The sequence below is a fragment of the Sterolibacterium denitrificans genome (genome assembly GCF_900174485.1).
Classification (GTDB): Bacteria; Pseudomonadota; Gammaproteobacteria; order Burkholderiales; family Rhodocyclaceae; genus Sterolibacterium; species Sterolibacterium denitrificans.
The window spans coordinates 1914876-1939655 of sequence record NZ_LT837803.1; the positions used below are offsets into that span (position 1 = coordinate 1914876).

At 62.5% G+C, this 24780-nt stretch carries 20 protein-coding genes; 8 read left to right on the forward strand and 12 right to left on the reverse strand.

Translation table 11 applies throughout. The features are described 5' to 3' along the window. Positions 1-100 precede the first annotated feature (100 nt). The 4 genes from SDENCHOL_RS08640 to SDENCHOL_RS08655 all read right to left on the reverse strand — a co-directional run bounded on the left by SDENCHOL_RS08640 (position 101) and on the right by SDENCHOL_RS08655 (position 4170). Positions 101-1699: a methyl-accepting chemotaxis protein gene (locus SDENCHOL_RS08640; protein ID WP_154716865.1), complete on the reverse strand. Its 1599-nt coding sequence runs from the start codon at positions 1697-1699 to the stop codon at positions 101-103. A 221-nt stretch (positions 1700-1920) separates the two neighbouring features. Then, positions 1921-2325 carry a hypothetical protein gene (locus SDENCHOL_RS08645; RefSeq protein WP_154716866.1) on the reverse strand — a complete coding sequence of 135 codons (405 nt, stop codon included), beginning with the start codon at positions 2323-2325 and terminating at the stop codon, positions 1921-1923. Positions 2326-2348: 23 nt separating this feature from the next. Continuing rightward, positions 2349-3644 (reverse strand): porin, encoded by a 1296-nt coding sequence (locus tag SDENCHOL_RS08650; protein ID WP_154716867.1) that lies wholly within the window; start codon positions 3642-3644, stop codon positions 2349-2351. Positions 3645-3921: 277 nt separating this feature from the next. Next, positions 3922-4170 (reverse strand): hypothetical protein, encoded by a 249-nt coding sequence (locus SDENCHOL_RS08655; protein ID WP_154716868.1) that lies wholly within the window; start codon positions 4168-4170, stop codon positions 3922-3924. A gap of 410 nt (positions 4171-4580) precedes the next feature. On the opposite strand from SDENCHOL_RS08655, the gene SDENCHOL_RS08660 reads away from it, so the two are divergent. The 7 genes from SDENCHOL_RS08660 (at position 4581) to SDENCHOL_RS08690 (ending at position 12310) form a co-directional block, all read left to right on the forward strand. Next, complete coding sequence (locus tag SDENCHOL_RS08660; RefSeq protein WP_154716869.1) at positions 4581-6008, forward strand: 3-oxoacyl-ACP reductase; 1428 nt, start codon at positions 4581-4583, stop codon at positions 6006-6008. Positions 6009-6035: 27 nt separating this feature from the next. Further along, a complete protein-coding gene (locus SDENCHOL_RS08665; RefSeq protein ID WP_154716870.1) occupies positions 6036-6914 on the forward strand; it encodes a MaoC/PaaZ C-terminal domain-containing protein in 879 nt (292 codons plus the stop codon). Further along, positions 6911-7423: a DUF4442 domain-containing protein gene (locus SDENCHOL_RS08670; RefSeq protein ID WP_197706884.1), complete on the forward strand. Its 513-nt coding sequence runs from the start codon at positions 6911-6913 to the stop codon at positions 7421-7423. Before SDENCHOL_RS08665 ends, SDENCHOL_RS08670 begins: the two co-directional genes overlap by 4 nt. After that, positions 7420-8703 carry an acetyl-CoA C-acetyltransferase gene (locus SDENCHOL_RS08675; RefSeq protein ID WP_154716871.1) on the forward strand — a complete coding sequence of 428 codons (1284 nt, stop codon included), beginning with the start codon at positions 7420-7422 and terminating at the stop codon, positions 8701-8703. Before SDENCHOL_RS08670 ends, SDENCHOL_RS08675 begins: the two co-directional genes overlap by 4 nt. Positions 8704-8787: 84 nt before the next feature. Next, positions 8788-10527 carry an AMP-binding protein gene (locus SDENCHOL_RS08680; protein WP_154716872.1) on the forward strand — a complete coding sequence of 580 codons (1740 nt, stop codon included), beginning with the start codon at positions 8788-8790 and terminating at the stop codon, positions 10525-10527. Between the two features lie 95 nt (positions 10528-10622). Further along, complete coding sequence (locus SDENCHOL_RS08685) at positions 10623-11396, forward strand: START domain-containing protein (RefSeq protein WP_154716873.1); 774 nt, start codon at positions 10623-10625, stop codon at positions 11394-11396. Between the two features lie 47 nt (positions 11397-11443). Continuing rightward, positions 11444-12310, forward strand: coding sequence for an OmpW/AlkL family protein (locus tag SDENCHOL_RS08690; protein WP_154716874.1), 867 nt, complete (start codon positions 11444-11446; stop codon positions 12308-12310). 106 nt (positions 12311-12416) lie between these two features. Here the strand turns inward: SDENCHOL_RS08690 and SDENCHOL_RS08695 are convergent, their stop codons facing one another. From SDENCHOL_RS08695 to SDENCHOL_RS08705, 3 genes are read right to left on the reverse strand one after another with little or no spacing between them, the layout of a single operon-like run. Further along, complete coding sequence (locus SDENCHOL_RS08695; protein ID WP_154716875.1) at positions 12417-13244, reverse strand: crotonase/enoyl-CoA hydratase family protein; 828 nt, start codon at positions 13242-13244, stop codon at positions 12417-12419. Next, a complete protein-coding gene (locus SDENCHOL_RS08700; RefSeq protein WP_269458633.1) occupies positions 13241-15307 on the reverse strand; it encodes an NADPH-dependent 2,4-dienoyl-CoA reductase in 2067 nt (688 codons plus the stop codon). Before SDENCHOL_RS08700 ends, SDENCHOL_RS08695 begins: the two co-directional genes overlap by 4 nt. A 2-nt stretch (positions 15308-15309) precedes the next feature. Next, positions 15310-15765, reverse strand: a complete 456-nt coding sequence (locus tag SDENCHOL_RS08705; RefSeq protein WP_154716876.1) for a hotdog fold domain-containing protein — start codon at positions 15763-15765, stop codon at positions 15310-15312. A 213-nt stretch (positions 15766-15978) separates the two neighbouring features. Between SDENCHOL_RS08705 and SDENCHOL_RS08710 the strand changes: the two genes are divergently transcribed. Next, positions 15979-17625, forward strand: a complete 1647-nt coding sequence (locus SDENCHOL_RS08710; protein WP_154716877.1) for a GMC oxidoreductase — start codon at positions 15979-15981, stop codon at positions 17623-17625. Between the two features lie 61 nt (positions 17626-17686). Here SDENCHOL_RS08710 and SDENCHOL_RS08715 read toward each other — a convergent pair whose 3' ends face one another. The 5 genes from SDENCHOL_RS08715 to SDENCHOL_RS08735 form a co-directional block, all read right to left on the reverse strand. Beyond that, complete coding sequence (locus tag SDENCHOL_RS08715) at positions 17687-18790, reverse strand: GGDEF domain-containing protein (RefSeq protein ID WP_154716878.1); 1104 nt, start codon at positions 18788-18790, stop codon at positions 17687-17689. 359 nt (positions 18791-19149) lie between these two features. Then, entirely contained in the window at positions 19150-20958 is a 1809-nt protein-coding gene (locus SDENCHOL_RS08720) for an ATP-grasp domain-containing protein (RefSeq protein WP_154716879.1), read from the reverse strand. Positions 20959-21034: 76 nt separating this feature from the next. Next, positions 21035-21832 (reverse strand): Stf0 family sulfotransferase, encoded by a 798-nt coding sequence (locus SDENCHOL_RS08725; RefSeq protein WP_154716880.1) that lies wholly within the window; start codon positions 21830-21832, stop codon positions 21035-21037. A gap of 14 nt (positions 21833-21846) precedes the next feature. After that, positions 21847-23856, reverse strand: coding sequence for a cyanophycin synthetase (locus SDENCHOL_RS08730; protein ID WP_172955044.1), 2010 nt, complete (start codon positions 23854-23856; stop codon positions 21847-21849). Positions 23857-23882: 26 nt separating this feature from the next. Continuing rightward, positions 23883-24776 (reverse strand): sugar phosphate isomerase/epimerase family protein, encoded by an 894-nt coding sequence (locus SDENCHOL_RS08735; RefSeq protein WP_154716882.1) that lies wholly within the window; start codon positions 24774-24776, stop codon positions 23883-23885. Positions 24777-24780 lie beyond the last annotated feature (4 nt).

The following is a 24780-nucleotide window of genomic DNA, read 5'->3' on the forward strand; positions in this document are numbered from 1 at the left end:
CCAATCGGAGCCTGTCTGAGCCTGAATGCGCGTCGTATACCGTGTCGTGAGCCCGCCGTGCTGTGACTGTGAATCAGGCAGCGCGCATAACTGCGGGCATTCAGATCCGGTAGCGCTTGACGGCGTCGTTCAGGCGGATGGCCAGTTGTTCGAGTTCCTGCGTACTTTGCGTAGTGTCGGCAACGGTCCGGCGCGCTTCTTCGGAAATGTTGGCGATACGCTGGAACTGATCGGCAATGTGCGCCGAAGCCGAACTTTGCTGACGAATGGAAGTGGCAATTTCGGAAACCGTCAGCAGAACCTTGTCCGAGCCTTGCCGTATGCTGTCGAGCGCATCGTTTGCCGTGCTGGCGTTGTTGACGCCCTCGCCGACCCGCTCGACGACGATCTGCATGGTCGTGACGGCGTTGGTGGCGCTTTCCTGTATGGACTGGATCAGGCTGGCGATTTCACGGGTAGACGACGAGGTGCGCTCGGCCAGTTTGCGGACTTCATCGGCCACGACCGCAAACCCCCGGCCGTGCTCGCCGGCGCGTGCCGCTTCGATGGCCGCATTGAGCGCAAGCAGATTGGTCTGCTCGGCCACGTCGCGGATGACATTGAGCACCGTGGAAATGCTGGCGATCTGGTTGCGCAGATCGCTGATGCTGACGGCCGCCGAGTCCACGGTATCGGCGATGGAGCGGATTTGTTCGATGGTGCTGCAAATCACTTCTCCGCCGGCCGTCGCCTGATGGCCTGACTCCCGCGACAGCTTTTCCGCCTGCTCGGTTTGTGTCGCAATATGGTCGATGCTCACCGTAACCTGCTGAACGGTGGCGGATACGGAAGAAGAGGAATCGCTGGTCTGCTCGGAAATGTTGCGTATTTCCTGCGTGGAATTGTTGAGGCGGCTGGTAGCCGAACTCAAGGTATCCATTGACTGGGCGATCTCGCGCAGGCTGGCCTGCACGGTGTCCAGCAGACTGTTGAAGGCCGTTGCCGTGGCGCCGACTTCATCCCTGGACTTCACGGTGAGGCGCTGGCGAAAATCGAGGTTGCTGGCCACGTTTCTCATCGTAGCCGTCATTTCGGTGAGTGAGCCCGTGACCGAGCGATGCAGCATGAAGCCGAGAATGGCAACGATGATGGAGGTTACGAGGGTGACGACGACATAGATCGAAAAGGAGCGCGTGTTGGCGGTGGTCACCTGTTTCTGCAGCGTATGCTGGTTATCCAGCAGCTTTTTCTGTGAGTCGCCCAGAAATGCGGAGAGCGCCTGCTCGGCTGGAATTACCTTGGTATACAGCGCCAATTGGGCAAGGTCGCGTTTGTCCGCCACTTCCAGGACGGCATCGATCGCTTGGCTGTAGCCGTCAACGATGGGATCGAGCGCCTGGGCCGAATCCTTCGCTCCCGGCACCTGGGCGTAGTCCTGGGTCGCCTGCTTCAATGCTGCACGGGTTTCGGCAACCTTTTGCGCGAATGCCTTGCGCAGATCGTCATCCTCTTCCATCAGCAAGGCCAGCAACAGGGCGCGCGCCTCCTTGAACTGGTCGCTGACATTGCTCATGGCAATCAGCGAAGGCACCGAGCGCTCTGTCACATTCTCAAAATGGCTTTGCAGACTTCTGAGCTGGAGCAAACCATAAACTCCGGTGCCAATCAGGGCGATCAGGGTGACAACAACGAGGATCGCCAGACGTTTGCCTATCGACATGACCGGGCCTCCGAAAAAACAGTCGTCGTGCTATGTGTCTGCATTATCGAAACGAGAAAATACGTTGATGTTGTTATCGTTATAGCGTCTACAACTTTTTCTGCGCGAGCGCCCTGCAGGAAGCGCTCTGGCTCCGGCTCCGGAACGCATACCCGGACAAGTCGTGAATCCAGACTTGTCCGGGTATCTCGCGTATGCAGAAAAAAGTTTTCAGCAGGTTTTCAAGGAGTAAGGACTACTTTGACCGAACCATCGACGGCGGCCTTGTCAATGTAGCCGATCGCCGTTGGATTGCCGGCGACGAATTTCTTCACTTCGGCGTCCGAGGCGCCCTCCTTCAGCGGCTGGGCCTTGCCGGTGAACACCAGCTTGGCCCAATAGGCCTTCAATTGGGCGCCGTCCTTGCCTGTCACCTTCTGGTAGAAGGCCGAACGCACCGCATTGCCGTCCGGCAGGTCAATGGCGGCCAGCTCGTTGGACTTGCCCAGGAAGATGCTGGCAATCTGTTCAGCCGAGGGGGGATGGGCGTTGCCCGGATTGACGATGACCGCCACCGATTGCGCCAACGCGGGCAATGCTGCGGAAAACAGCAGTGCTGCGATCAAACCATGTTTGTGGATCTTCATGATGTGCATTTCTCCTCGGGGCATCAAAACAGGAAGTCGACGGTGGCCGTGAACAACTTGATGCTGCGATCACTGGTAGTGAATAGCGGCGAGGCGTTGGCGAAGCTGCCCGCATTCGGACTGGCAATACTGCCCGGTTTCTTGATGACTTCGAACTGCGCCTTGAGAGCGACATTGGGCATCAGATCATAGCGAACGCCGGCGGCAAAGGCCTTCTGTTCTTCGCGGATCGCCGAGGCATCGGTAAGATTCACGACGAGCGCGGCCATGGAGATCGGCTGTAACGGGTTTGGATTAAATGGATCGCCAAGCAGAACGGCCGGCGGATACGCGGCAGACTCCTTGTCGCGTAGCCGGCTGATGGTCAGATAGGGGGTGAACTTGCCGACCCGATAACCGGCCAGGACGTACGCTGCCTCGAGATCGCGCACCAATTGCCCATCGACCTTGCGGCGAGCGTATTCCGTCTGCACGATCCAGTTGTTGGCATCATAGCTGTAGCCCAGCGACCAGAGCTTGGTGTCCAGATCGTTGATCAGGATGTTGGGCGTGGAATAACCGGTGGCCGGAACGCTCTGCAGCGCGGCGACACTCTGGAAATACGCATTCAGATTGGCGGTAGTGCCGGGAGCGTGGTTGTCGTAGGGTTTGATGCTGAGCTTGCTCTTGAGATAGTTGGCATGGAACTGCGAAGCGCCGATTTCGTACGTTACCCCCAAGTTGGCCAGGCGGCGTCCCTCGAGTTTGTAGGCCTTCATGACGTCCTTGCTCTTGCCCACGTTCAGCGTCACTGCCAGGTTGCCGCCGCCGATATCGACATTCGCGCCGATGTCGATGCCGTCCATGTGGGTAATCGGGTTCAGGTAATACAGTTCGGTGGGCATGCGCACGGCCGTCTGAGCGTAGCCGATGTTGCGCGTTTCCGAAACCATGAAGGTGGGCAGCAGCATGCGGCCGGCGCGGACGTACAAGTTGTTGTTGACGTTGTACTTGAGATTGAGCCATTCGACGAGCGGCGAATAGCTGTTGTCGCCGCGATGATCGACGACGACCTGGGCAATGCCCGTCAGACCGTTGCCGAAGTTGGCCGAGAGCTGAGCGCCCGCCTTGGTGTCGACGCCAGAGCGCCACGCCCCGCTATTGCCCGGCCCATTGGGTTGAAATACGAGGCTGCGATAATCGGCCTCCCTCTCGTTGCTGTGCGTGACACCGAAGGTGCCGAAACCGCTGAGGTTGAACTGGGTGTCGGCCAGGGTGTTACCACTAAAGGTAAGACCCAAGGCGGCACACAGGCTGCTGGCAAGGCAGATTTTCTTCATGCTTGTTCCCCTTGTGGTTTATCCATGTTTGTAGTCATGCCGCCATCCTGCGCCACTCGTCCAGAGTGTTTGGCGGCTATGGCGTTAGTATTATGCTATACGACGTAAGGATTATGTAGGTTTCTGTCAGTTTATTGCTACAGATATTTCTGGCGGCTGCCGGGACGATACAAATGTTCGAGGTTTGTTCGGGGATTCGCGAGGCTGGCCCGGGGCTTTTCAAAAACAAAGGCCCGCATGCGTGGCGGGCCTTCGGGTGGTGTGAAACGGCGGAATTTCACTCCGTTTCGTTGCGTTCCTTGAACGCGCGCTTGGCGGCCATGAAGTATTTGTTCAACTCGTCTTCGCTCATGTGCGGATATTTTTCGCGCAGCACGTTGTAGGCAAGATGTTCGAGCGGCTGGCCAGTCCAGCCGGTTTCCGGATCGAGGAAAGGCTCGACGCGGGAAAAGACGCCATCGAAGGTTTCGCGATTCGCGGGGTGCCGCCGCCGCTCGGCAACACCGGATTTGCTGGCTGCTGTCATGGTGATCTCCTCCTGTAACGACATTTGTTTATGGGATTGCTGCCGCCACCCTCTTCCTTGCTGTCTTCCCTGCTCCAGCGCTTTGTTGCCGTGTTGCCATACTTGGTTTTATTGTAGCGAGAGAAGCTGCAAGCAGCCATGATGTGAAGGCCGGTTCGTGAAATAGTTCCTGTCAGCCAGGAAATCACGCTTGCCCTGAGGCGGCCATGCTGGAATGGCACGGGCTACGGGATCGGGATCTGCTCCACCGATGCCGCCGATGCCACTGCCCTCCCCCCCCCCGAAACGGTTCACCGCATCGTTTCGATTCCATATTGCATGATTCATGAATTGCTGCTAGATTGAAACAATCGTTTGAATCCTTGCCTGATCGATAGCCAGGGTAAGCAATCCCAGAGGGTCTTCCTGCAATGACAGACAAATACATGCAATTCGCCAATTCAACCCTGGGCAGCAAGCTGGTGGGGCTGGTGGGCCTGCCCAGGCCGCCGGTGCTCGAACGCTACCGCCCGGACGTCAAGGCGCCGCTGATCAAAGGCAGCATCGTGCTCGGCAGCGCCGGCAACGGCCGCTTGCTGGAGGCCGTGGTCGGCGTGCTGGCCGCCATCAAGGCGAATGTTCTGGCGCATGGCGAGGCGCCCGACTGGATCGGCGCGGCCAATCAGGCCGGCTTGATGACGGGTCGTTTCGTGCCGCCAGCCAGGGGCGGGAAGCAAGGCGAGCGGATCAAGGCGCTGGTCTTCGACGCCAGCCGCATCAACGAGAGCAGTCAGTTGGTGGCGCTCCATCGTTTCTTTCACGACACCGTGCGCTCGCTCGACCGATGCGGACGGGTGATCATTCTCGGCCGCCCGCCGGAATCCTGCAGCACGCCGCGCCAGATTACGGCCCAGCGGGCGCTGGAAGGCATGACGCGCTCGCTGGGCAAGGAAATCCGGCGTGGCTGTACCGCCCAGTTGGTGTATGTCGCCGAAGGCGCGGAAGGCAACATCGAATCGACCTTGCGCTTTCTGCTTTCACCGCGTTCCGCCTACGTTTCGGCGCAGGTGGTGCGCATTGCCGGCAATGCCACGCCGTTTCCGGTTGCCGACTGGCTGCAGCCGCTGGCTGGCCAGACCGCGCTGGTCACCGGCGTTTCGCGCGGCATCGGCGCCTCGATTGCCGAGGTGCTGGCGCGCGACGGCGCCAAGGTGATTTGCGTCGATGTGCCGCAAGCCGAAGCCGAGCTTGCGGCCGTCGCCCGCAAGCTCGACGGCATCGCCCTGCCCCTGGACGTCACCGCTGCCGACGCGCCGCAGAAAATGGTCGCGGCCGCGCAGGCGCAGGGCGGGATCGACATCATCGTGCATAACGCCGGCATCACCCGCGACAAGACCATCGCCAACATGAAACAGGAGTTGTGGGATCTGGTGATCAACGTCAATCTCAGCGCCCAGGAGCGGATCAACGACGCATTGCTGGCTGCCGAGGCGATCAAGCGCAATGGCCGCATCGTCTGCGTTTCCTCGATCAGCGGCATTGCCGGCAATCTGGGGCAGACCAACTATGCGGTCTCCAAGGCCGGGGTGATCGGCATGGTCAACAGCATGAGCGTCTCGCCGCTGCTGCGCGAGCGTGGCATCACCATCAATGCCGTCGCGCCCGGCTTCATCGAAACCCAGATGACCGATGCCATTCCCTTCACCATCCGTACCGCCGCGCGGCTGATGAATTCGATGAACCAGGGCGGGCAGCCGATAGACGTCGCCGAGACCATCGCCTGGTTCGCCTGTCCGGCTTCGACGGGAATCAGCGGCAACGTCGTCCGCGTCTGCGGCCAGAGTCTGATCGGCGCCTGATCGCGGAACTCGAAAGCACTGATCCACATGGATATGGAACCGCTGGAAATCCGCCAAATACACGCGCCGCCCGCGCCCCTGCGGCTCTACATGGCCGCCTTGATGTCGGTACGCAAGAAAAATCGCGTAGCGCCCATGCCGGCAATCAGCCTGGTGCGCCCCGACCTGTCCCTGGATGCCGGGCACGTTGCGCGCTATGCGGCGCTGTGCGGCTTTCAGGCGGCGCATGGCGTGCCGTTGACTTATCCGCACATGCTGGCCTTTCCGCTGCACATGATGCTGATGGCGGACAGCCGGTTTCCCTACGCCATGCTGGGCATGGTGCATCTGGCGAACGCGGTGCGCCAGCATGCGCCGCTCTCGCCGGATCAGCGAGTGCGCATCGAGGTTCGCTGCGGGATTCCGCTGGCGCATGAAAAGGGACAGGCCTTCACCCTGCTCACGCAGATGCATGCCGGCGGCGTGCTGGCCTGGGAAAGCACCAGCACCTATCTGCGCACCGGCATCCGCAATCCGCTGGGGTTGCCCTATCAAAGCCGGATTGCCGAGGTGCAGGCGGCGCAGGCGATGCAGGAATGGACGGTCGAAGCCGATATCGGCCGCCGTTACGGCGCGGTCTCGGGCGACCTGAATCCCATCCATATGAACCGCTTTGCCGCCATGGCCTTCGGCTTCCAGCGCGCCATCGCGCATGGCATGTGGACCAAGGCGCGAGCGCTGGCCGCCCTGCTGCCGGCACGCGCCATCGACAGCGCAGAAGCCAGCATCGAATTCAAGACGCCCCTTTTTCTGCCGGGCAAGGCGACGCTGTGGGCCGATTCCTATACCGAAGCCGCCGGCCAGACCTTCGAGGTCAAGGACGAACGCGGCGAGAAGCCGCATCTGCGCGGCGTCTGGCATTCATGAGCCGGCTGCGGCAAGGGCGCTTCGCCGACACCCGCTTGCGGCCCTGGATGCTGCGCCTGGGTTTTGCCGTTTTTCCACCCTTGCTCGGGGCGCATATCCGCCTCGAAAAACTCTCCGGCGACTTTCGCTACGCCCGTGTCGCCATGCGCCAGCGCATCAGCAACAGCACCATGTGGGGCGCGCATTTCGGCGGCTCGCTGTTTGCCATGACCGACTCGATCTATGCCTTGCTGCTCAAGCAGAACCTGGGGCCGGGTTACGTCGTCTGGGACAAGTCGGCGACGATCGATTTCCGCAAGCCCGGCCGCGGTCGGGTCTGGTGCGAATTTCACGTCAATGCGCCATTGCTCGAGCGCATCCGGCAGGAAACCATCGGCGGCGGCAAGAGCGAGCCGGTCGTCGATGTCCAGGTTTACGACCAGCAGCACGATATCGTCGCCTCAGTCAGCAAAACCCTGTATGTGCGTCGGCGCACGCTCGACCACTCGTTCAATGGAGTCATGCAATGACCGGTAATTCCATCCGTCGTGTCGCCATCCTCGGCGGCAACCGCATTCCCTTCGCCCGTTCCAATACCGCCTACGCCGAAGCCTCCAATCAGCAGATGCTGACGGCGGCATTGCAAGGACTGATCGACCGCTGCAACCTGCATCGCCTGCGCCTGGGCGAAGTGGCGGCCGGCGCCGTCATCAAGCATTCGCGCGATTTCAACCTGACGCGGGAATCCGTGTTGTCGACCACCCTGGCGCCGGAAACGCCGGCCTACGATCTGCAGCAGGCCTGCGGCACGGGCCTCGAAGCGGCGATACTGGTCGCCAACAAGATCGCCCTGGGGCAGATCGAAGCCGGCATTGCCGGCGGCGTCGATACCACTTCGGACGCGCCGATCGGCGTCAATGAGCGCATGCGCAAGATCCTGCTCGAAATCAACCGCAGCAAGACCCTGGGCCGGCGGCTGGCCGGTGCCTCGAAGCTGCGTCCCGGCATGTTCTTCAAGCTGCTGCTGCCGCGCAATACCGAGCCGCGTACCGGCCTGTCCATGGGCGAGCATTGCGAGCTGATGGCCAAGGAGTGGCAGATCGCCCGCGAAGACCAGGACCAGATGGCCGTCGAAAGCCACCACAAGCTGACGGCCGCCTACGAGCGCGGTTTCTTCAGCGATCTGGTGACGCCCTTTCTCGGCCTGAATCGCGACAACAACCTGCGTCCGGACATCACGGCAGAAAAACTCGCCACGCTGAAACCCGCCTTCGACCGCGCCGCCGGCACGCTGACCGCGGCCAATTCGACGACGCTGACCGATGGCGCCTCCTGCGTATTGCTGGCCAGCGAAGACTGGGCGCGCGAGCGCGGGCTGCCGGTGCTGGCCTACCTGAGCTTTTCCGAAGTCGCCGCCGTGGATTTCGCGAACAAGAAGGAAGGCCTGCTGATGGCGCCCGCCTACGCCGTGCCGCGCATGCTGGATCGCGCCGGCCTGAAACTGCAGGACTTCGATTTCTACGAAATCCACGAAGCCTTCGCCGCCCAGGTGCTGTGCACGCTGAAGGCCTGGCAGGATCCGGCATTCTGCCGCGAGCGGCTTGGGCGCGCGGAAACGCTGGGGAGCATCGACATGGCGAAGTTCAACATCAATGGCAGCTCCCTGGCGACGGGGCACCCCTTTGCCGCAACGGGCGGACGCATCCTGGCCACGCTGGCCAAGATGCTGGCCGCGCGCGGCAGCGGGCGCGGCCTGATTTCCATCTGCGCCGCCGGCGGCCAGGGCGTGGTCGCCATCCTCGAACGCTAGGGAAACGGCACATGCAGCAATAACCCGCAGTAACACCGCATAAACCCGGCTCACCAACATAGATCAAAAAAACAGGGAGGATAGATGAGCAGCACGGTTACCGACTTGCCCGAGGAACGCGAACGTATCTGGTTGTCCTCCTACGTCGCCGGCGTGCCTGCCGATATCGACCTGGGGACTTACGACTCGATCAACCAGTATTTCGACGAGTGCATCGAGAAATACCGCGAGCGCATTGCCCTGGTCAGCATCGGCACGCAACTGAGCTATGCCGGACTCGCTGAAAAAGTCGAAGCCTTTGCCGCCTATCTGCAAGGCATCGGCGTGAAAAAGGGCGATCGCGTGGCGATCATGCTGCCCAACCTGTTCCAGTATCCGATCGCCCTCTTCGCCACGCTGAAGACCGGAGCCATCGTCGTCAATGTCAATCCGCTGTATACGGCACGCGAGCTGGCGCACCAGCTCAAGGACAGCGGCGCCGAAACCATCGTCATCCTGGAAAACTTCGCCCATACGCTGGAGCAGGCGCTGCCCGGCACCGCCATCAAACGCATCATCCTGACGGAAATCGGCGATCTGCTGGGCGGCAAACTCAATCTCAAGGGCCGGCTGCTCAGTTTCGTCGTGCGCCATGTGCAGAAGATGGTGCCGCCCCACAGGCTGCCGCACGCCATGCTCACCCGCATGCGCGCAGCGCTCGGCCAGGGCGCACGGCGCAGTTTCCAGCCGGTGGCGGTCAGCCAGGAAGATATCGCCTTTCTGCAATACACCGGCGGCACCACCGGCGTGGCCAAGGGCGCGATGCTGACCAACCGCAACATCATCGCCAACCTGCTGCAGGCCAAAGCCTGGGCCGAAGGCCAGTTGACCGATGAAATCGAGACCGTGCTCACCCCTCTGCCGATGTATCACATCTATTCGCTGACGGTGAATTGCCTGATCTTCCTCGGGCTGGGCGGGCGCAACATCCTCATCGCCAACCCGCGCGATACCAAGCGCATGACCCTGATCCTGCGCAAGGAGCAATTCACCGGCATCACGGCAGTCAGCACGCTGTTTGCCGCGTTTCTGGAAAACGAGGAGTTCTGCCGCCGCGACTTCCGTCCGCTCAAGCTGGCCATGGCCGGCGGCATGGCGATGTCGCGCACGATTGCCGAGAAATGGCAGAAAGTCACCGGCGTGGGCATCGTCGAAGGCTATGGCCTGACCGAGTGCTCGCCCATCGTCACCATCAATCCGGTCGATATCTCGAAGCCGGTCGAATTCAACGGCTCCATCGGCGTGCCCGTGCCCTCGACCTATGTCCGCATGCGCCGCGACGACGGCAGTTGGGCGGCCATCGGCGAGGCCGGCGAGCTCTGCGTGCATGGCCCGCAAGTCATGCTCGGCTACTGGCAGCGTCCCGAGGAAACGGCGCGCGTCATCGACAACCACGGCTGGCTGGCCACAGGTGACGTCGGGGTGATGGATGAGCATGGTTACATCCGCCTGATCGACCGCAAGAAGGACATGATCCTGGTGTCCGGCTTCAACGTCTTTCCGAACGAGGTCGAGGAAGTCATCATGAGCCACCCGGATGTGCTTGAAGTCGCCGCCATCGGCGTGCCGGATGAAATCGCCGGCGAGCGCATCAAGGTCTTCGTCGTGCGCCGCAATCCCGAACTCAGCGCCGAGGACATCATCGCCCATTGCCGTACCGGACTGACCGGCTACAAGATTCCGCGCATCGTCGAATTCCGCGATGAACTGCCCAAGTCCATCGTCGGCAAGATCCTGCGGCGTGAACTGCGCGAGCAGGGAAATCGGGAACATCAGGCGCATTAAATCGTCAGCGCATCATGCAGCCCGGTAGTTCAGATTGATTCAAACCGCATCACACATTGCCCATTCACGTCACGACAACCAAGGAGGAGCATGCAATGAACAGAAAAACCAGCCATGCCGGCAGTCATCAGGAAAACCTGGCACAGGCGCTGGGCGTCATGGCAGCCGCCGCGCTGCTGACGGCCACGACCGGCGCACTCGCCCAGAACGAACCCACGCCAGGCGCGAGCGAGCCGCACGCCTACAATTGGCAACTGGAGCGCACCGAAGGGCCATGCAAAAGCTACAGCAGCGCGGTTGCCGGCAAGGAATACGTCGCAGCCAAGGCGGTTTGCGACGTCCCCGCCCGCATCGAGGTGGTCGGCACCATCCTCCACGACATCGCAGGCTTTCCGAGCTGGATGGCCGATTGCAAGGAAACCAAGGTGTTGAAGGTAGAGGATGACGAGAAGGACACCATCGTCTTCTGGCTGCATCAGCATATTCCCATCCTGCGCGACCGCGACATGGTGTTGCGCTCGACGGTGACCGTCGACTACGCGAAGAATCTCAACCTGATCGAGGCGCGTTCGACGGAAGACATCCAGTATGACTCCGGCAAGAAACTTTTCCGCATGCCCTCCTTCTACGCGCAATACCGCCTGGAGTGGATCGACCGCGAGCATACGCGCGTAACCTACCTGATCGATCCGGACCTCGGCCCGGGCCTGCCGACCGGTATTTCCAACATGAACATCCGCAAGATTCCGCTGCGCAGCATGCAGGGAATGATCAAGGTCGCCGCAGACAAGAAATATGTCGAAGCCGCCAAAACCAGCAAGTACGCGCGCTGGGTCGAGGAAGCGCTCAAGCAGGGCTTCCTCAAGTAAGCTGGCAAACAAAAGCAAAATAAACAACGGATAGTCTGGAGGAGCAGATGAAGAAATCGATCTACCGCATTGCAGTTACCCCGCTGTTGCTGGCCGGAACATGGGCAGGACTTGGCGCCGCCAGTCCGGCCCATGCCGCCCCCGGCGACCTGGTCATGACCATGGGCTTCGTCAGCATCAACAACTCGCGCAGTTCCAGTACGCCGCAGCACAACCAGCTCGACCCCAACACGCTCGGCCCGAAACTGGGGCTCGTGCCGACCAGTTTCAGCTCGCCGGGCACCGAACAGACCGTCGGCAACGCACTCAAGCCGATCCTGACGCTGAGCTATTTCATGACCGATCACATCGCCATCACGGCGGTGGGCGGCGTGCCGCCGGTACTCGATGTGACCGGGCATGGCTCGGTGACCACGCCCGGGCTGCTCAGTGGGGTGGTTCCCCCTGTGGAAATGGGCAAGCCGGCGAACAACCCGGTGGCGACGGCCCGGCACTGGTTTCCTTCGGTGATGGTGCAGTACCACTTCGGTGAAAAAGACGACGCCTGGCATCCCTTCGTCGGCGTGGGCCTGGGCTACAGCTTCTTCACCAATGTCAAGCTGGGCGCGAATTTCGACAACAATCTGAAGCTGGCCGGTGGGTTCATCGCGGATCCCTTGAACGCCATCGTTGGCAAGGCTCAGGTTTCGACCGAAGCCAAGGCCTCCGGCCGCATCCGCCCCCTGTTCAATGCCGGCGTGAGCTACATGCTCGACGACAAATGGTCCCTGGGCGCATCGGTTTCCTATGTGCCGATCAAGACGGTCGCCACCATCCGCGTCCGCGACAAGACCGGCAATGTTGTGCTGACCAGCAAGGCCAATCTCGATATTCCAACCGTGGCGACTTCGGCAACGGTGGGCTATCACTTCTAACGACTTCCGCGCCCCCTCTCCGCCGCCTCTTTCGTCAGCCATCGGGCGAAAAGAGGCGGTTGTTTTTTGCACGTCGCAATCCTCTATTCGCTATCCCGTTATTCCGCTATCCGATCCGGCGCTTTTCCCATGGCCTGACGGGTTTTCCATCCAGTGCACCCGGTCCACTATTGCGCGCGACGGCCGCACGCTGATTGGCCCGTCCGATGATGCGGCGTTGCCAGCGTCGTTCGGCGCGCAGGGCATCGCCATCGGCCACGGCATAAGCGCGTTGCAGCAGGAACTTGCCCGCCGCCACCGCATCCGGTGAACGCATGGCGATCTCGGCGACCAGTTGCCGCGCATGGGCCAGCGGATCGTTGCTGACATGGGTCACCAGACCGAGCGCGTGCGCCTCGGCGGCGGCGATGACGCGGCCTGTCATGACGAGTTCCTTGGCCACGTCGAGCGGCACCAGGTCGCGCAGCAAGGGCGTGCCACCCATGTCGGGAATCAGCCCCCACTTGGCTTCCATCAGCGAATAGCGCGCATCCGGCGCGCTGATGCGGAAATCCGCACCCAGCGCCAGTTGCATCCCCGCCCCGAAGCAGTTGCCATGGACCAGCGCAATCACCGGCACGCCGAGATCGCGCCAGCCCATGCTCCAGCGCTGGAAGCGGTTGCGCCACGGCCACCACAATTGCAGGCCCATCAGCAGCGTTTCGAGCGGCCGCGCCAGCGCCGACTTGAAGTCGAGCCCGGCGCAGAACGACGGCCCGGCCCCATCCAGGATCACCGCGCGAATGTCGCGCCGGCGCTTGAGTTGCTTCTGCACCCGGACCATGGCCCGCAACATGGCGAAATCCATGCCGTTGTGCTTATCGGGTCGGTTCAGCGTCACGCAGGCGATGTCGCCCTCGATACTGACGCGGATGCGCTCGTTCCCGCCGCTCATAGCCGCGCTCCCAGGCGACAGCCCTGCTCGATGGCGCGTTTGGCGTCGAGTCCGCTTGCGTCGAGCGCGCCGCCGATGACATGCACCGCGCAACCCGCCGCGCGCAGCGGCGCTTCCAGCTCGCGCAGCGGTTCCTGCCCGGCGCACAGCACGATGCTATCGACGTCGAGCCAGCGTTCATCCTGGTGCTTTTTGCCACGGCTGATCAGCAGTCCGCGCGGCGTTATGCGTTCGTAACTCACGCCGGAACACATGGCGACCGCCTTCATCTTGAGCTGCGCGCGATGTATCCAGCCGGTGGTCTTGCCGAGGTCGGCACCGACCTTGCCGGGCTTGCGCTGCAGCAGCGTCACCGCGCGCGCTGGCGCGCCGGCGTGTCCGGCCGCCGCCAGGCCGCCGGGCGCCTGCGCGGGATCGACGACGCCCCATTCGGCTCGCCAGACGGCCGGATCCAGCGTTGCCGACCTTCCCTGCTGGACGAGAAACTCGGCGACGTCGAAGCCGATGCCGCCTGCGCCGACGATGGCGACGCGCTGCCCCACCGGCCGGTCATGGCGCAGGACGTCGACGTAGCTCAACACCTGTCCGCGCGCCATGCCCTCCTCCTGTCCGGCGATGCCTGGATCGCGCGGCCTCACGCCGGTGGCGACGATCACTTCGTCGTAGCCCTGCAGCATGTCGGCCGTGGCAGGCTGCCCGAGATGCAGCTTCACACCCGTCTGTTCGAGGCGCCGGCGAAAATAGCGCAGCATCTCGCGAAACTCCTCCTTGCCCGGAATGCGGCTGGCCATGGTGAGTTGCCCGCCGATCTCGTTCGCGGCATCGAACAGATGCACCTCGTGTCCGCGCTCGGCGGCCACCGTCGCCGCCGAAACACCGGCCGGCCCCGCGCCGACGACGGCGATGCGCTTTCGCCTCAGCGTCGGCCGATAGACCAGTTCCGTCTCGCGGCAGGCGCGCGGATTGACCAGGCAACTGGCCTGGCGATTGAGAAAGACGTGGTCGAGGCAGGCCTGATTGCAGGCGATGCAGGTGTTGATGTCGGCGGCGCGTCCTTCGCGCGCCTTTTTGACGAATTCGGCATCGGCCAGCAGCGGCCGCGCCATCGAGATCATGTCGGCCTCGCCGCTGGCCAGGATGCCCTCGGCGATCTCCGGCGTGTTGATGCGATTGGTGGCGACCAGCGGCGTATCGATACCGGCGGCGCTGAACTCGCGCTTCATCTTCGCCGTGACCCAGGCAAAGGCGGCGCGCGGCACGCTGGTCGCGATCGTCGGCACGCGCGCCTCATGCCAGCCGATGCCGGTGTTGACGATGCTCGCGCCGCCCCGGGCGACGGCCTTGCCGAGCTGGACGATTTCGTCCCAGGTGCTGCCATCGGGCACCAGATCGATCATCGACAGGCGATAGATGATGATGAAGTCGCGGCCGACGGCTTCGCGCGTGCGCTCGACGATCTCGATCGGCAGGCGCATGCGCTGAGTGTAATCGCCGCCCCAGGCATCGTCGCGGCAATTGGTGGGCCGGGCGATGAACTGGTTGATCAGATAGCCTTCCGACCCCATGATTTCGACGCCGTCGTAGCCGGCCTCGCGCGCCAGCACGGCGCTGCGCACGAAGTCGCGGATCTGGCGCTCGACGCCGCGCGCCGACAGTGCCTGCGGCTTGAACGGCGAGATCGGCGATTTGATGGCCGAAGGCGCGACGGCAAAAGGATGATAGGCATAGCGTCCGCTGTGGAGGATTTGCATGGCGATGCGTCCGCCTTCGGCATGCACGGCCTCGGTCACCGATCGATGCCGCCGCGCCGCCGCGCTGTTGCTCATGCGTCCGGCGAAGGGCTTGGTCCAGCCGGCAATGTTCGGCGCGATGCCGCCGGTGACGATCAGCCCAACCTCGCCGCGCGCCCGTTCGGCAAAATAGGCCGCCAGGCGCGACAGATCGCGGCCGTCTTCGAGACCCGTGTGCATCGAACCCATCAGCACCCGGTTCCTCAAGGTGACGAAACCGAGGTCCAATGGCGTCAGCAGATGGGGGTAGGCGGAGGCCGCACTCATACTCATGCTCATTTCCGTTGCGAGACGTAAAAGTCGATCGCCGCCTCGAACACCAGTTCGCCGGCGGCATTGAAGACCTGCACCGGCAGAATCACGCTGCCTTCCCTGACTGCCGAAGGATCGAGATGACACTTGCCGGTGAGGGTGCCGCTGGCCTTTCTGAGGTACTTGACCGTCATCCCTTGCGGAATCCAGCGCAGTTGCGCCGGCATCAGCGAATCGACGACCAGGCCGGCGCAAAGCTCGGCGAGGTTGCACAGGGCGATCGCATGCACCGTGCCGATGTGGTTGCGCACGGCGCGCCGATCGGCGATGCGCACCTCGGCATAGCCGCTGCGATATTCCGCCACGTAAGGACGGATCGAGGCGAAATAGGGAGCGCGCCAGCCGACGCCGAGACTGAACAGCCGGCGCCCGAAGGGAATGCCGCGCAGACGATTGTAGGGAGCGAGAAAGGAACTCATCGTTGATCGGCCGTATGGGAATCGGGGCACCGCAGAAGGCGTAAGATGAGCCGCATGAGCAGCTCTCCTCTGCGGCCAGCGCATCGCGTTTTAAACAAAATGATCGCTTGTGCCCTGTTTTTAAATGAGAAAATGCACCTGGCCGGCATCATAAAACATTTATACTCGCCGCCGTGGCAAATAATAACGACAGCGTGACGGGAGGAAAGCTCAGTGCAATACGACTATGACTACGTCGTGATCGGCTCGGGTTTTGGCGGCAGCGTTTCAGCTCTGCGCCTGGCCGAAAAAGGCTACAAGGTTGCGGTGATGGAAATGGGCAAGCGCTGGTCGCCCGAGACCCTGCCCGAGACCAACTGGTCGCTGAACAAGTGGCTGTGGATTCCGCAGATCGGCCTGCGCGGGTTCTTCAACATTTCGCTGTTCAAGCATGTCATCGTCCTGCACGGCAATGCCGTCGGCGGCGGCTCGATCACCTATGCCAACGTTCTTCTTGTGCCGCCCGAGCACATCTGGAACCAGGGCAGTTGGGCCGGCCTCAACGACTGGACCCAGGTGATGCCGCAGCACTACGCCACCGCGCAGCGCATGCTCGGCGTGACCACCAACCGGCTGTTCGGCCCGGCCGACCATCGCCTGCGCGAGATGGCCAAAACCATCGGCGTCGAGCACACTTTCTACCCGACCGAGGTCGGCGTCTATTTCGGCCGCGAAGGCGATGCGCCCGGCACGACGCGCGCCGATCCGTATTTCGACGGCAAGGGGCCGGAGCGCTCGACCTGCATCGGTTGCGGCGCCTGCATGGTCGGTTGCCGCTATAACGCCAAGAATACCCTCGACAAGAACTATCTTTACCTGGCCGAAAAACTCGGTGTCCGGGTCCATGAAGAAACCCGCGTCGTCGACGTCAAGCCACTTGCTGGCAAGGCCGACGGCGCCGATGGCTACGAGATCGCCACCGTTTCGTCCAGGTTCGGCGTGCTGCGCGGCAAGTCGCGCGTGACCTGTCGCGGCGTGGTGTTCTCGGCCTCCTCGCTGGGTACCCAGCACCTGCTGTTCAAGCTGAAGCAGTGCGGCTCGCTGCCGAACATCTCCGCTGCCCTCGGCAGGAACGTGCGCACCAACGCCGAATCGTTGATCGGCGTGCGTTTCCCGGGCAGCAGGGAAGATCTCTCGGAAGGCGTGGCGATAGGCTCGGGCATCTACATCGACAAGGACACCCACATCGAGACCACGCGCTACCCCGCCGGTTCGGATGCCATGGGCATCCTCAGCACGCTGATGGCCACCGGCTGGCCGAACGTGCCGTTGCTACGGCCGCTGGCCTGGCTGGGCATGCTGTTCAAGCTGATGCTGACGCAGCCGATCACCACCCTGCGCATGCTCTGGCCGGTCGGCTACGCCCGCGAGACCATGATCTTTCTTTGCATGCAAACGCTCGAGGGGCACATCGACCTGGAGTTCAAGCGGCCGTGGTACTGGCCCTTCAACAGGATGATGGTCAGCAAGGGCGAACGCATCCCCGCCTGCATCCCGGAAGCCAACGCGTTCGCCAAGAAGGCGGCCGCGGCGACGGGCGGCGTGCCGGCGAACTTCGTGCCCGAGGTCTTCCTCAACGTACCGGCGACCGCCCACTGCATGGGTGGCGCGGCAATCGCCGGCACGCCGCGGGAAGGGGTCTGCGACGGCAAGAATCGCGTGTGGGGCTATCGCAACATGTACATCTGCGATGGCTCGATGCTCGGCGCCAATCTGGGCGTCAATCCCAGCCTGACCATCACGGCAGTCACCGAACATGCGATGAGCCACATCCCGGCCGCGTCCGAACAGCGTTGGGATGCCATCGGCGGCATGAACTGAAAACTGAAGCCGGTTTTCCGGAAAACCTGCTCCGGCCTCAACCTCAACCACCTCAACCACCTCAACCCGTCTCGACGCGATTGCGCCCGTTTTCCTTGGCCCGGTAGAGTGCCTCGTCGGCGCGGGCGATGGTGCTGGTCAGCGCCTCGCTGCGCCGATATTCCGTAATGCCCAGCGAAGCGGTTATCCGCGTACCGGCGGGCAACTCCGACGGCCGCAACAGTTCGATGCTCGCGCGCAGGCGCTCGGCGCAACGCTGGGTGTTTTCCATCCCGCTCTCACCCCCTGTTTGGCCGATGCACAGGATGAACTCCTCGCCACCGAAGCGCCCGCTGAAATCGCCGGCCCGCAGGCTCAATCCGATGGTTTCGCCGACGCGGTGGATCACCGCATCGCCCGCCTGATGGCCATGGGTGTCATTGATGCGCTTGAAGTGATCGATATCCAGCATGATCAGACCGAAACACTGGCCGCTGCGGTCGGCGCGCGATTTCTCGGCCGACAGCATCTCCATGAAGTGACGACGGTTGTACAGGCCCGTCAGCTCATCGTGGATGGCCATGTCGCGGATGACTTCCATGGCGCGCTGCAACTCGTCGTAGCTGTTGCGCAGCTTGCTGCGCAATGAGCCGATATAGCCGCCCAGCACGGCGAAGAACGGCAACAGGCAGGCCAGGGCGATCCATTGCAGCACGTCTTCGCCGATGCTGATGCGCCCGGGATGATCGATGTGCAGCCGGTAGATGACGAAAGCGTAGGATGCCAGCACGAACACCGCCAACGCCACGAACTGCCGCGTGCTGAGCGTGAAGATGCCGAACATGAAGACCACCAGGTAGATGATCAGGAACAGCCCGCTCACCTGTGGGGCGTTGTAGATCAGAAACATGATCACCAGCGTCGCGACGACCATCTGGATCAATGTCAGGCTCGGGTCGGCCATGCGCCGGTTCAAACCGCTGCGCAGCCAGAGATAGAAAAAGCCGAACACGCCTGCCACGGTCAACATGCCCACATCGATCACCCACCTGTCCAGGTAACCGGCCACATAGGTGATGTAGACCAGCAGATAGGACAGCAGATAAGCGACCATCGACATCAGAAAGCGACGGATCCGCAGCGCCTGATACTTGTCGTCGGAGAAGATCAGCGTCTTGAGCAACATGATGGCGAATGACTGACATTCCGGGGGGCGAGGTGAGCAACGGAGGCAGCGATTCCTTCAGGCATACCTTCGCAGCATAGGAAGTCTAGCATCGGCGATGCAGCCACGGAATCGAAAAATGCATGAAAATTCAACAGGATTGCGTTTTAAACGGTAAATACTTCTCGCCGCCCGCTGCTCGGCGCCATGCACTTCTTCCCGCATCTCCGGCTGCCGCGACATGCGCATCTGCGATGGCTCCATGCCCGGCCTCGGCCCAGCCCCAGCCCGAGCATCACGGCGATCGGTCAATCTTTTTGGCTGCTTTGCCTGCGCCGTTTTTTCGCAACGCCTCCTGGCTCAGGGCTCAGGGTTCCGGGCTACACCCACTGTGAAATGATTTCGCCCCAGGCATCAGGCGCGTGGTTGCACATGCGCCCGCCGCTTGCCTGCAGCAGCTTCAGCCAGGCCTCGGGCAGTTCCGTGGCGAGATGCACCGCTTCGCAGCGGCTCAAGGGCAAGCCGTGGCGCTGAATCTCGCGATCGCTGGCAACGATCAAGGCACGCGACAGCCTGCGATGGCTGAACAGCACCTCGACGCCGGCCCATGGTGTTGTCGCCGTTGTCACCGTTGCCGCATCGATGCGCAGATTCACATTGGCGATGCCCGCATGAGCGGCAGAGGCCCAGCCGCTATCGGACATCCAGGCGCGGGAACGCAATGCCGCCAGGCTGGCCTCAAGCCTGTCCGCATGCACGATCAGCAGCTCCGCCGCAATCCGGCCGGGCGTCGCGCCCAGCGCCAGCTCTCCCGCCCGCTCGATGGGCCAGCCGGCGGCAACGAGGGCAGACAAACCCGGCGTCATGTTGATCTCGATGAACTGGCCACCGTCGTCAGCCGGGCTGCGATCGATTTGCATGCACAGATAATCGGCGCCCATCATGCCTATACCCAACGTCTGCGCAAGCGTCTCCGCCATGACGCGGATCTCGGGATGGAGCTGCGCAGTCACGTCGATGCAGCTTCCTCCGGTCGATAGGTTCGCATTGCTGCGCACCGCGATCGTTCGCCCGGCTTCGAGTACGGCATCGCCGCGCAGTCCCTGGCCATCGAGATGCAACAATGCGCTGGGATCCAGCACGACGGGAGAATGAAAATTGCTGCGCAGCAAACTGCGCGGATCGCAGCCGGCGTTCTTTTGCGCCACCAGTTCCCGCACCGTGTGTCGACCGTCGCCCGTGATGCTGGGCGGCACACGGCGGATGGCGGCGACGAGACGTCCATCGACCACCATCAAGCGGTGATCGTCGCCAGCCACGTGCGCCTCCACCATCACGGGCGCAGAACTCTCGGCGCGCGCGAGCGCAAACCCCCTGCGCACGGCGTCGAAATCGAGCAATCCCGCGCTCACGCCCTTGCCGCGGCCACGATCCAGCGGCTTGGTCACACAGGGATAGCCCACCGCCTTCACCGCGTCTGCAAGCTCCGATTCCTGCGCCACCAGCCGGAAGGCCGGCGTCGGCAGACCCAGTTCGCGCAGCACGATCTTGGTTCCCGCCTTGGAGTTGGCGATGCGCGAACCGAAATGGCCATCCGCACAGGACGCCGATTCGAACAGCACCCGGCTGCGCTCGCCCTGCCCGAAGCGCCAGTGCCGCTCCAGACCCCAGGCAGGCGCCCAGGGAATATCGCGCTGGCGTGCCGCCTGCATCACGATGCCCGCCTGGTAGTCCGGATGCCGTTGCCGGCAGATCTGCCAGATCTGCGTCAGTTCCTCGGCATGGGAAGCCGCCGGCGCCGGGTCCTGGCGCGCAAGCGCCGCCAGCCAGCGGGCAGCAAGGCTCAACATCTTCAGACTGATCTGCGGATCATGGAAACCCAGCCAGACGAGCGTCTGCGCGCTGGCGGCAGCGTGCATGCAGCCATGGGCCTGCAGATTCCCGCGCACGAAAGTCAGCGCCTGCAGCGACCAGTCCGCCAGAAAGCTGCCGATCCGCTGCCTCGAAGCCTGGCTCTGCTCGCCCGGGCCGGGCCGATACCAATCGGCGGTATCGGCCTGCAGGATGCCCATGGCGGCATGCACCGCCTCCAGACGGGCATCGGCGATGTCCAGACCGACCACGACCACCGGGTCGGTGGCGTAGGGATTGGCGCCATGGAAAATCGACTGGAGATGCAGGGCGATCACGTATCGTTCTTTCTTCTTTCTGCTTTCGTTTCTTCAGTTTCCTGGCAGCGGGCAAGCCAGCGTCAAACCCGAGAGGTCACGAAGAGAGGTGGCAACCCAGATAATTCCTGAATTCACTGGCAAGCGCATCTTCCTCGGGACGTTGCTGGCGCAAGGCTTTCTTCGGGATCGGCAGTGTATAAGGAGTCGCCAGATAATCGATCACCTCTTGTGACTTGCCGTCCCAGTCCTTCATGAGATCTTCGTAATAAACGGTCAAGTATTCCTTCTGCCTGCGCTTGAAGTAATCCAGCCATCCCTGATCCTGGAGACTCACGCTATGCAGAAATCTTATGATATCCACAGGGTCAAAGGTGTTTTCGTCATGATGCCGAGCTCCTTCCCTGCCTTCATCGAGCGAGCTCCACAAGTTCGAGCGTGCAGCGCGATAGAGGGAAATCGCTTGTTCAATACGATTTCTTCGGCGCACGAATACGATCTTGTCGTAGCAATCGAAAAATCCGTCCCTGAGGTCGGCTTTTCCCTGGAACAATCGATTGAAATGAGACCAGTGTATTTGCACACCGAAAAGGCCATTGCTGCTGGTGCGGTGTTTCTCCAGGAAGCTCAGTACACCGGATAAGGTATTGCCGCCATTCATCCGCTTTTGCAGCGCCTGAAAATAGCGCGGATTGAAATATTCAAGAGGGTCGCCTGCACACCCGGTATCTGTGAGCATTTGTCCAAGAACGGTCGAGCCTACTCGCGGAGAAGTGCACAAGATATATCTTGTTTTGACTTGATGAGGCCCACCCTGAAAATCCCGGGCACTCGACAAATATTGATCGTACTTGTTCACTGCGTCCTTCACGTTGCTTTCCGGAATCAGGCCCATAAGATTTACTCCCTTTACTCCCCGGCCTGCGCGCGGCCTTCCCGGGCTGGGCTAGCGGCGGCGGGAGCGAGCAGCATGTGGACGGCGCAGACGGCCAAGCCTTGGTCGCCCGGCTCGATGACCAGACGCAGGCCATGGCGCGCGCAAGTGGCCTGCACGCGTGGCACGCAGGCGTGAGCTGCCGCCACGATCACGCTGCGGCGGCAGGCGGGCAGCAATTGGGGCAGGATCGCGTTGAGCAAGGCATCGTCGGCATCCGCGGCAATCAGCACATGATCGATGCGATCGCATGGCAAGCCCTGCTCCAATGCCACGGGGTCGGCGATCTGCAGGATCAGCGCGTCCGTATCGGGCTGGAGCAGCAGCGCATTGCCCTGGGCATGGAGGTTTTGCGGGCAGGCCAGCGGTTCGGCGCCGATGCGCGCGTTTGGCCCATTGGCCACTCCAGCCAATCCCGCCTGCAAGCCGGCGGCGGCCAGATGCTGCGCGATGTCGTCGGCGAGCGAGCCGGCAGCCGAACGCCCCAGTACCGCGATGCTGGGAATGCGCCCGTCGCCGTGGAGCAGATGCCCGAGAATCTCCGCGTAGAGATGCCCCGCCGTCACTACGTTGAATTGCGGCTGGCCGTTGACCTCGCAGATCAATGCGCCGCTTTCGCGCCAGGATGTGGCAATGTCGGGTATCAGCAAGTCGATGCCGGCCAGATCGAGTCCCAGCAGCCTGGTGGCGCGTTCGGCCAGGGCTCGGTTATCGGCATGCACCTGGTCGTTGACTGCCACCGGATAGCCGCCCCGGCTTACGTTGGCCGTGCGGCGCAAGGTAACTTGCCGGCCGCTTGCCGGAACACTGTCGATGTCGAGGCCGGCGGCAGCGAGCAGGGTTTTTGCTTCGTCGTCGAGTTCGAGCGGATACAGCGGCGTGGCGGCAGTCGGACTCCGGCGCGGATCGCGATTGGTCTCGTCCACCAGTTCCTGCACGGTGTGAACGCCATCTCCGCGCACGCCGCCCGGCACGCGCTCGATGGCCCACAACAGGCGACCATTCAGCACGGAAAGGCGATAGTCCCGGCCATGGAAATGCTTTTCCAGCAGAATTTCCTGCGTATGTTTGCGCGCCGCCTCGAAGGCTTGCCTCACCTCGTCGGCGCTGCCCAGGCCGGCGGCCACGCCGACGCCGCCATCCAGATCGGCCGGCTTGATGACGACCGGATAGCCGATCCGCTCGGCGGTGGCGACGGCCGCATCGGCGTCGGTGACGGAAAGCGGCGCGGAACCCGGCAGACCGCCGCGCCGCAGCAGGTTGCCGGTGAGCGCCTTGTGGCGGGCGATGCGGCTGGCGATATTGCCGGTCGCATCGGTGAATGAGCTGTCCATCCGGCGCGCCTGCCGTCCCTGGCCGAACTGCAGGATGCCGCCGCCCAGGTGCTGCCAGGGAATATCGAGGGCATGGGCGGCATCGACGAAATGCAGGCTGTTGGTGTTTTGCGGGAAATGACGCTTGAGCTGCGTCAACAGGTGCTCGGCCTCCGTGCGCAACTCGTCATCGAACCGTTCGACCGCATCGCCCGCCTCTCGCGCGGCCAGGCGATTGCTCCAGCGTTCCAGCCAGCGCACCACCAGCAGCGTCGCTTGCGGCTCCAGGCCAGGCAGCAACAGCATGGGATCATGGCGCTTGTCACGCCAGCGCAGAATGTGGCCGTCTTCGTAAATGGGCAGTCTGGCGGCACGCTGGATGATCCTGTTCCACTGCAAAAGGCGCATCAGCACGGGATCGCTGCCGGGAGGAAGCGGCTCTGGGCCGGCGGCATGGGGAAAAGCGATTCGCCATGCGGCATCGAGCGAATCCGGCCAACCGGCCGCACCGCGCCGCACGCCAACCGCCAGCGCAGGTTGGCGCAAACCCTGCCGGAATCCGGGCAGGGCAGCAGGATTGCCGCTGATGCGCCAGAACAAGGGTGGCGGACCGGAGGTGTCTGGCGGATTGGATGGATTGGACAGACTGGACGTATCGGATATATCGGACATATCTGGATTCATTGGCCGGGGTATCGTCAGGGTTGTCCGGGCGGATGTTTTGCGGCGCTGGCACGCGCATCACAGGAAGCCAGGAATCGGGAGGTTGCGCTCATTACCTGTTTTGCCCTCGAGAGGGGAGAAAATTGCAAAATCAGCTGATCGTTGGGCACTTCCACGCTGATCAGGGCAGATGCCGGAATATGCTCAAGCAACTTTTTCAGCGGCAACTCGCCGTCGCCGGGAAGCAGCCGCCGGGTTCTGGCTTCGCGGCGAATTGCGGCGGGTTCGGCATCGAACCGGAGAGGCGCATCGCAAATCTGGAATACGTGCATCCGCATCGGGTCGATCTGCCCGAAAACCTCGAAGTCCGCGCCTGTGCGCGAGAAATGAAAGGCATCGAGCAGAATGCCCGCATTGGCCTGCCTTGCATTATCCACCACGCGGGCCGCGCTCTCGATACGGTCGAGGGCAGTCCATGGAATGGCTTCAAGATTCATGTTCAAGCCGTAAGGCGCGGCGCGTTCGCACAGGGCGGCGAAGTTCGCGGTCAAGCGCCCTTCGTCGGGATCGTCGCCGATCACGGTGACGTTGCGCGCGTCGAGCGACTGGGCGCATTCGAAAAATCCTGCGAAATCGTCCGGACTGGAATCCGCTCCCAGACGGATGAGTTCGAGGTCGCCGATTCGCACGCCGGTATCGCTCAATGCGGCACGCACCTCGTTCCGCAGGCGGCGATCAGAAATCAGCGGATAAATGCTCTCGCCGGGAATGGCAGGCAGCAAGCGCAATCCGACGCAATCGAAACCTGCCGCGGCAGCCAGCTCGACCGAGACGACCGGGCTGACGTCCGGCACGGTCAGGTAAGCCAGCGACAGCAGGTAGCCGCCATGGGCAATGGATGCGTCCTGTCGTTTCCATTCCGCTTCCATTTTT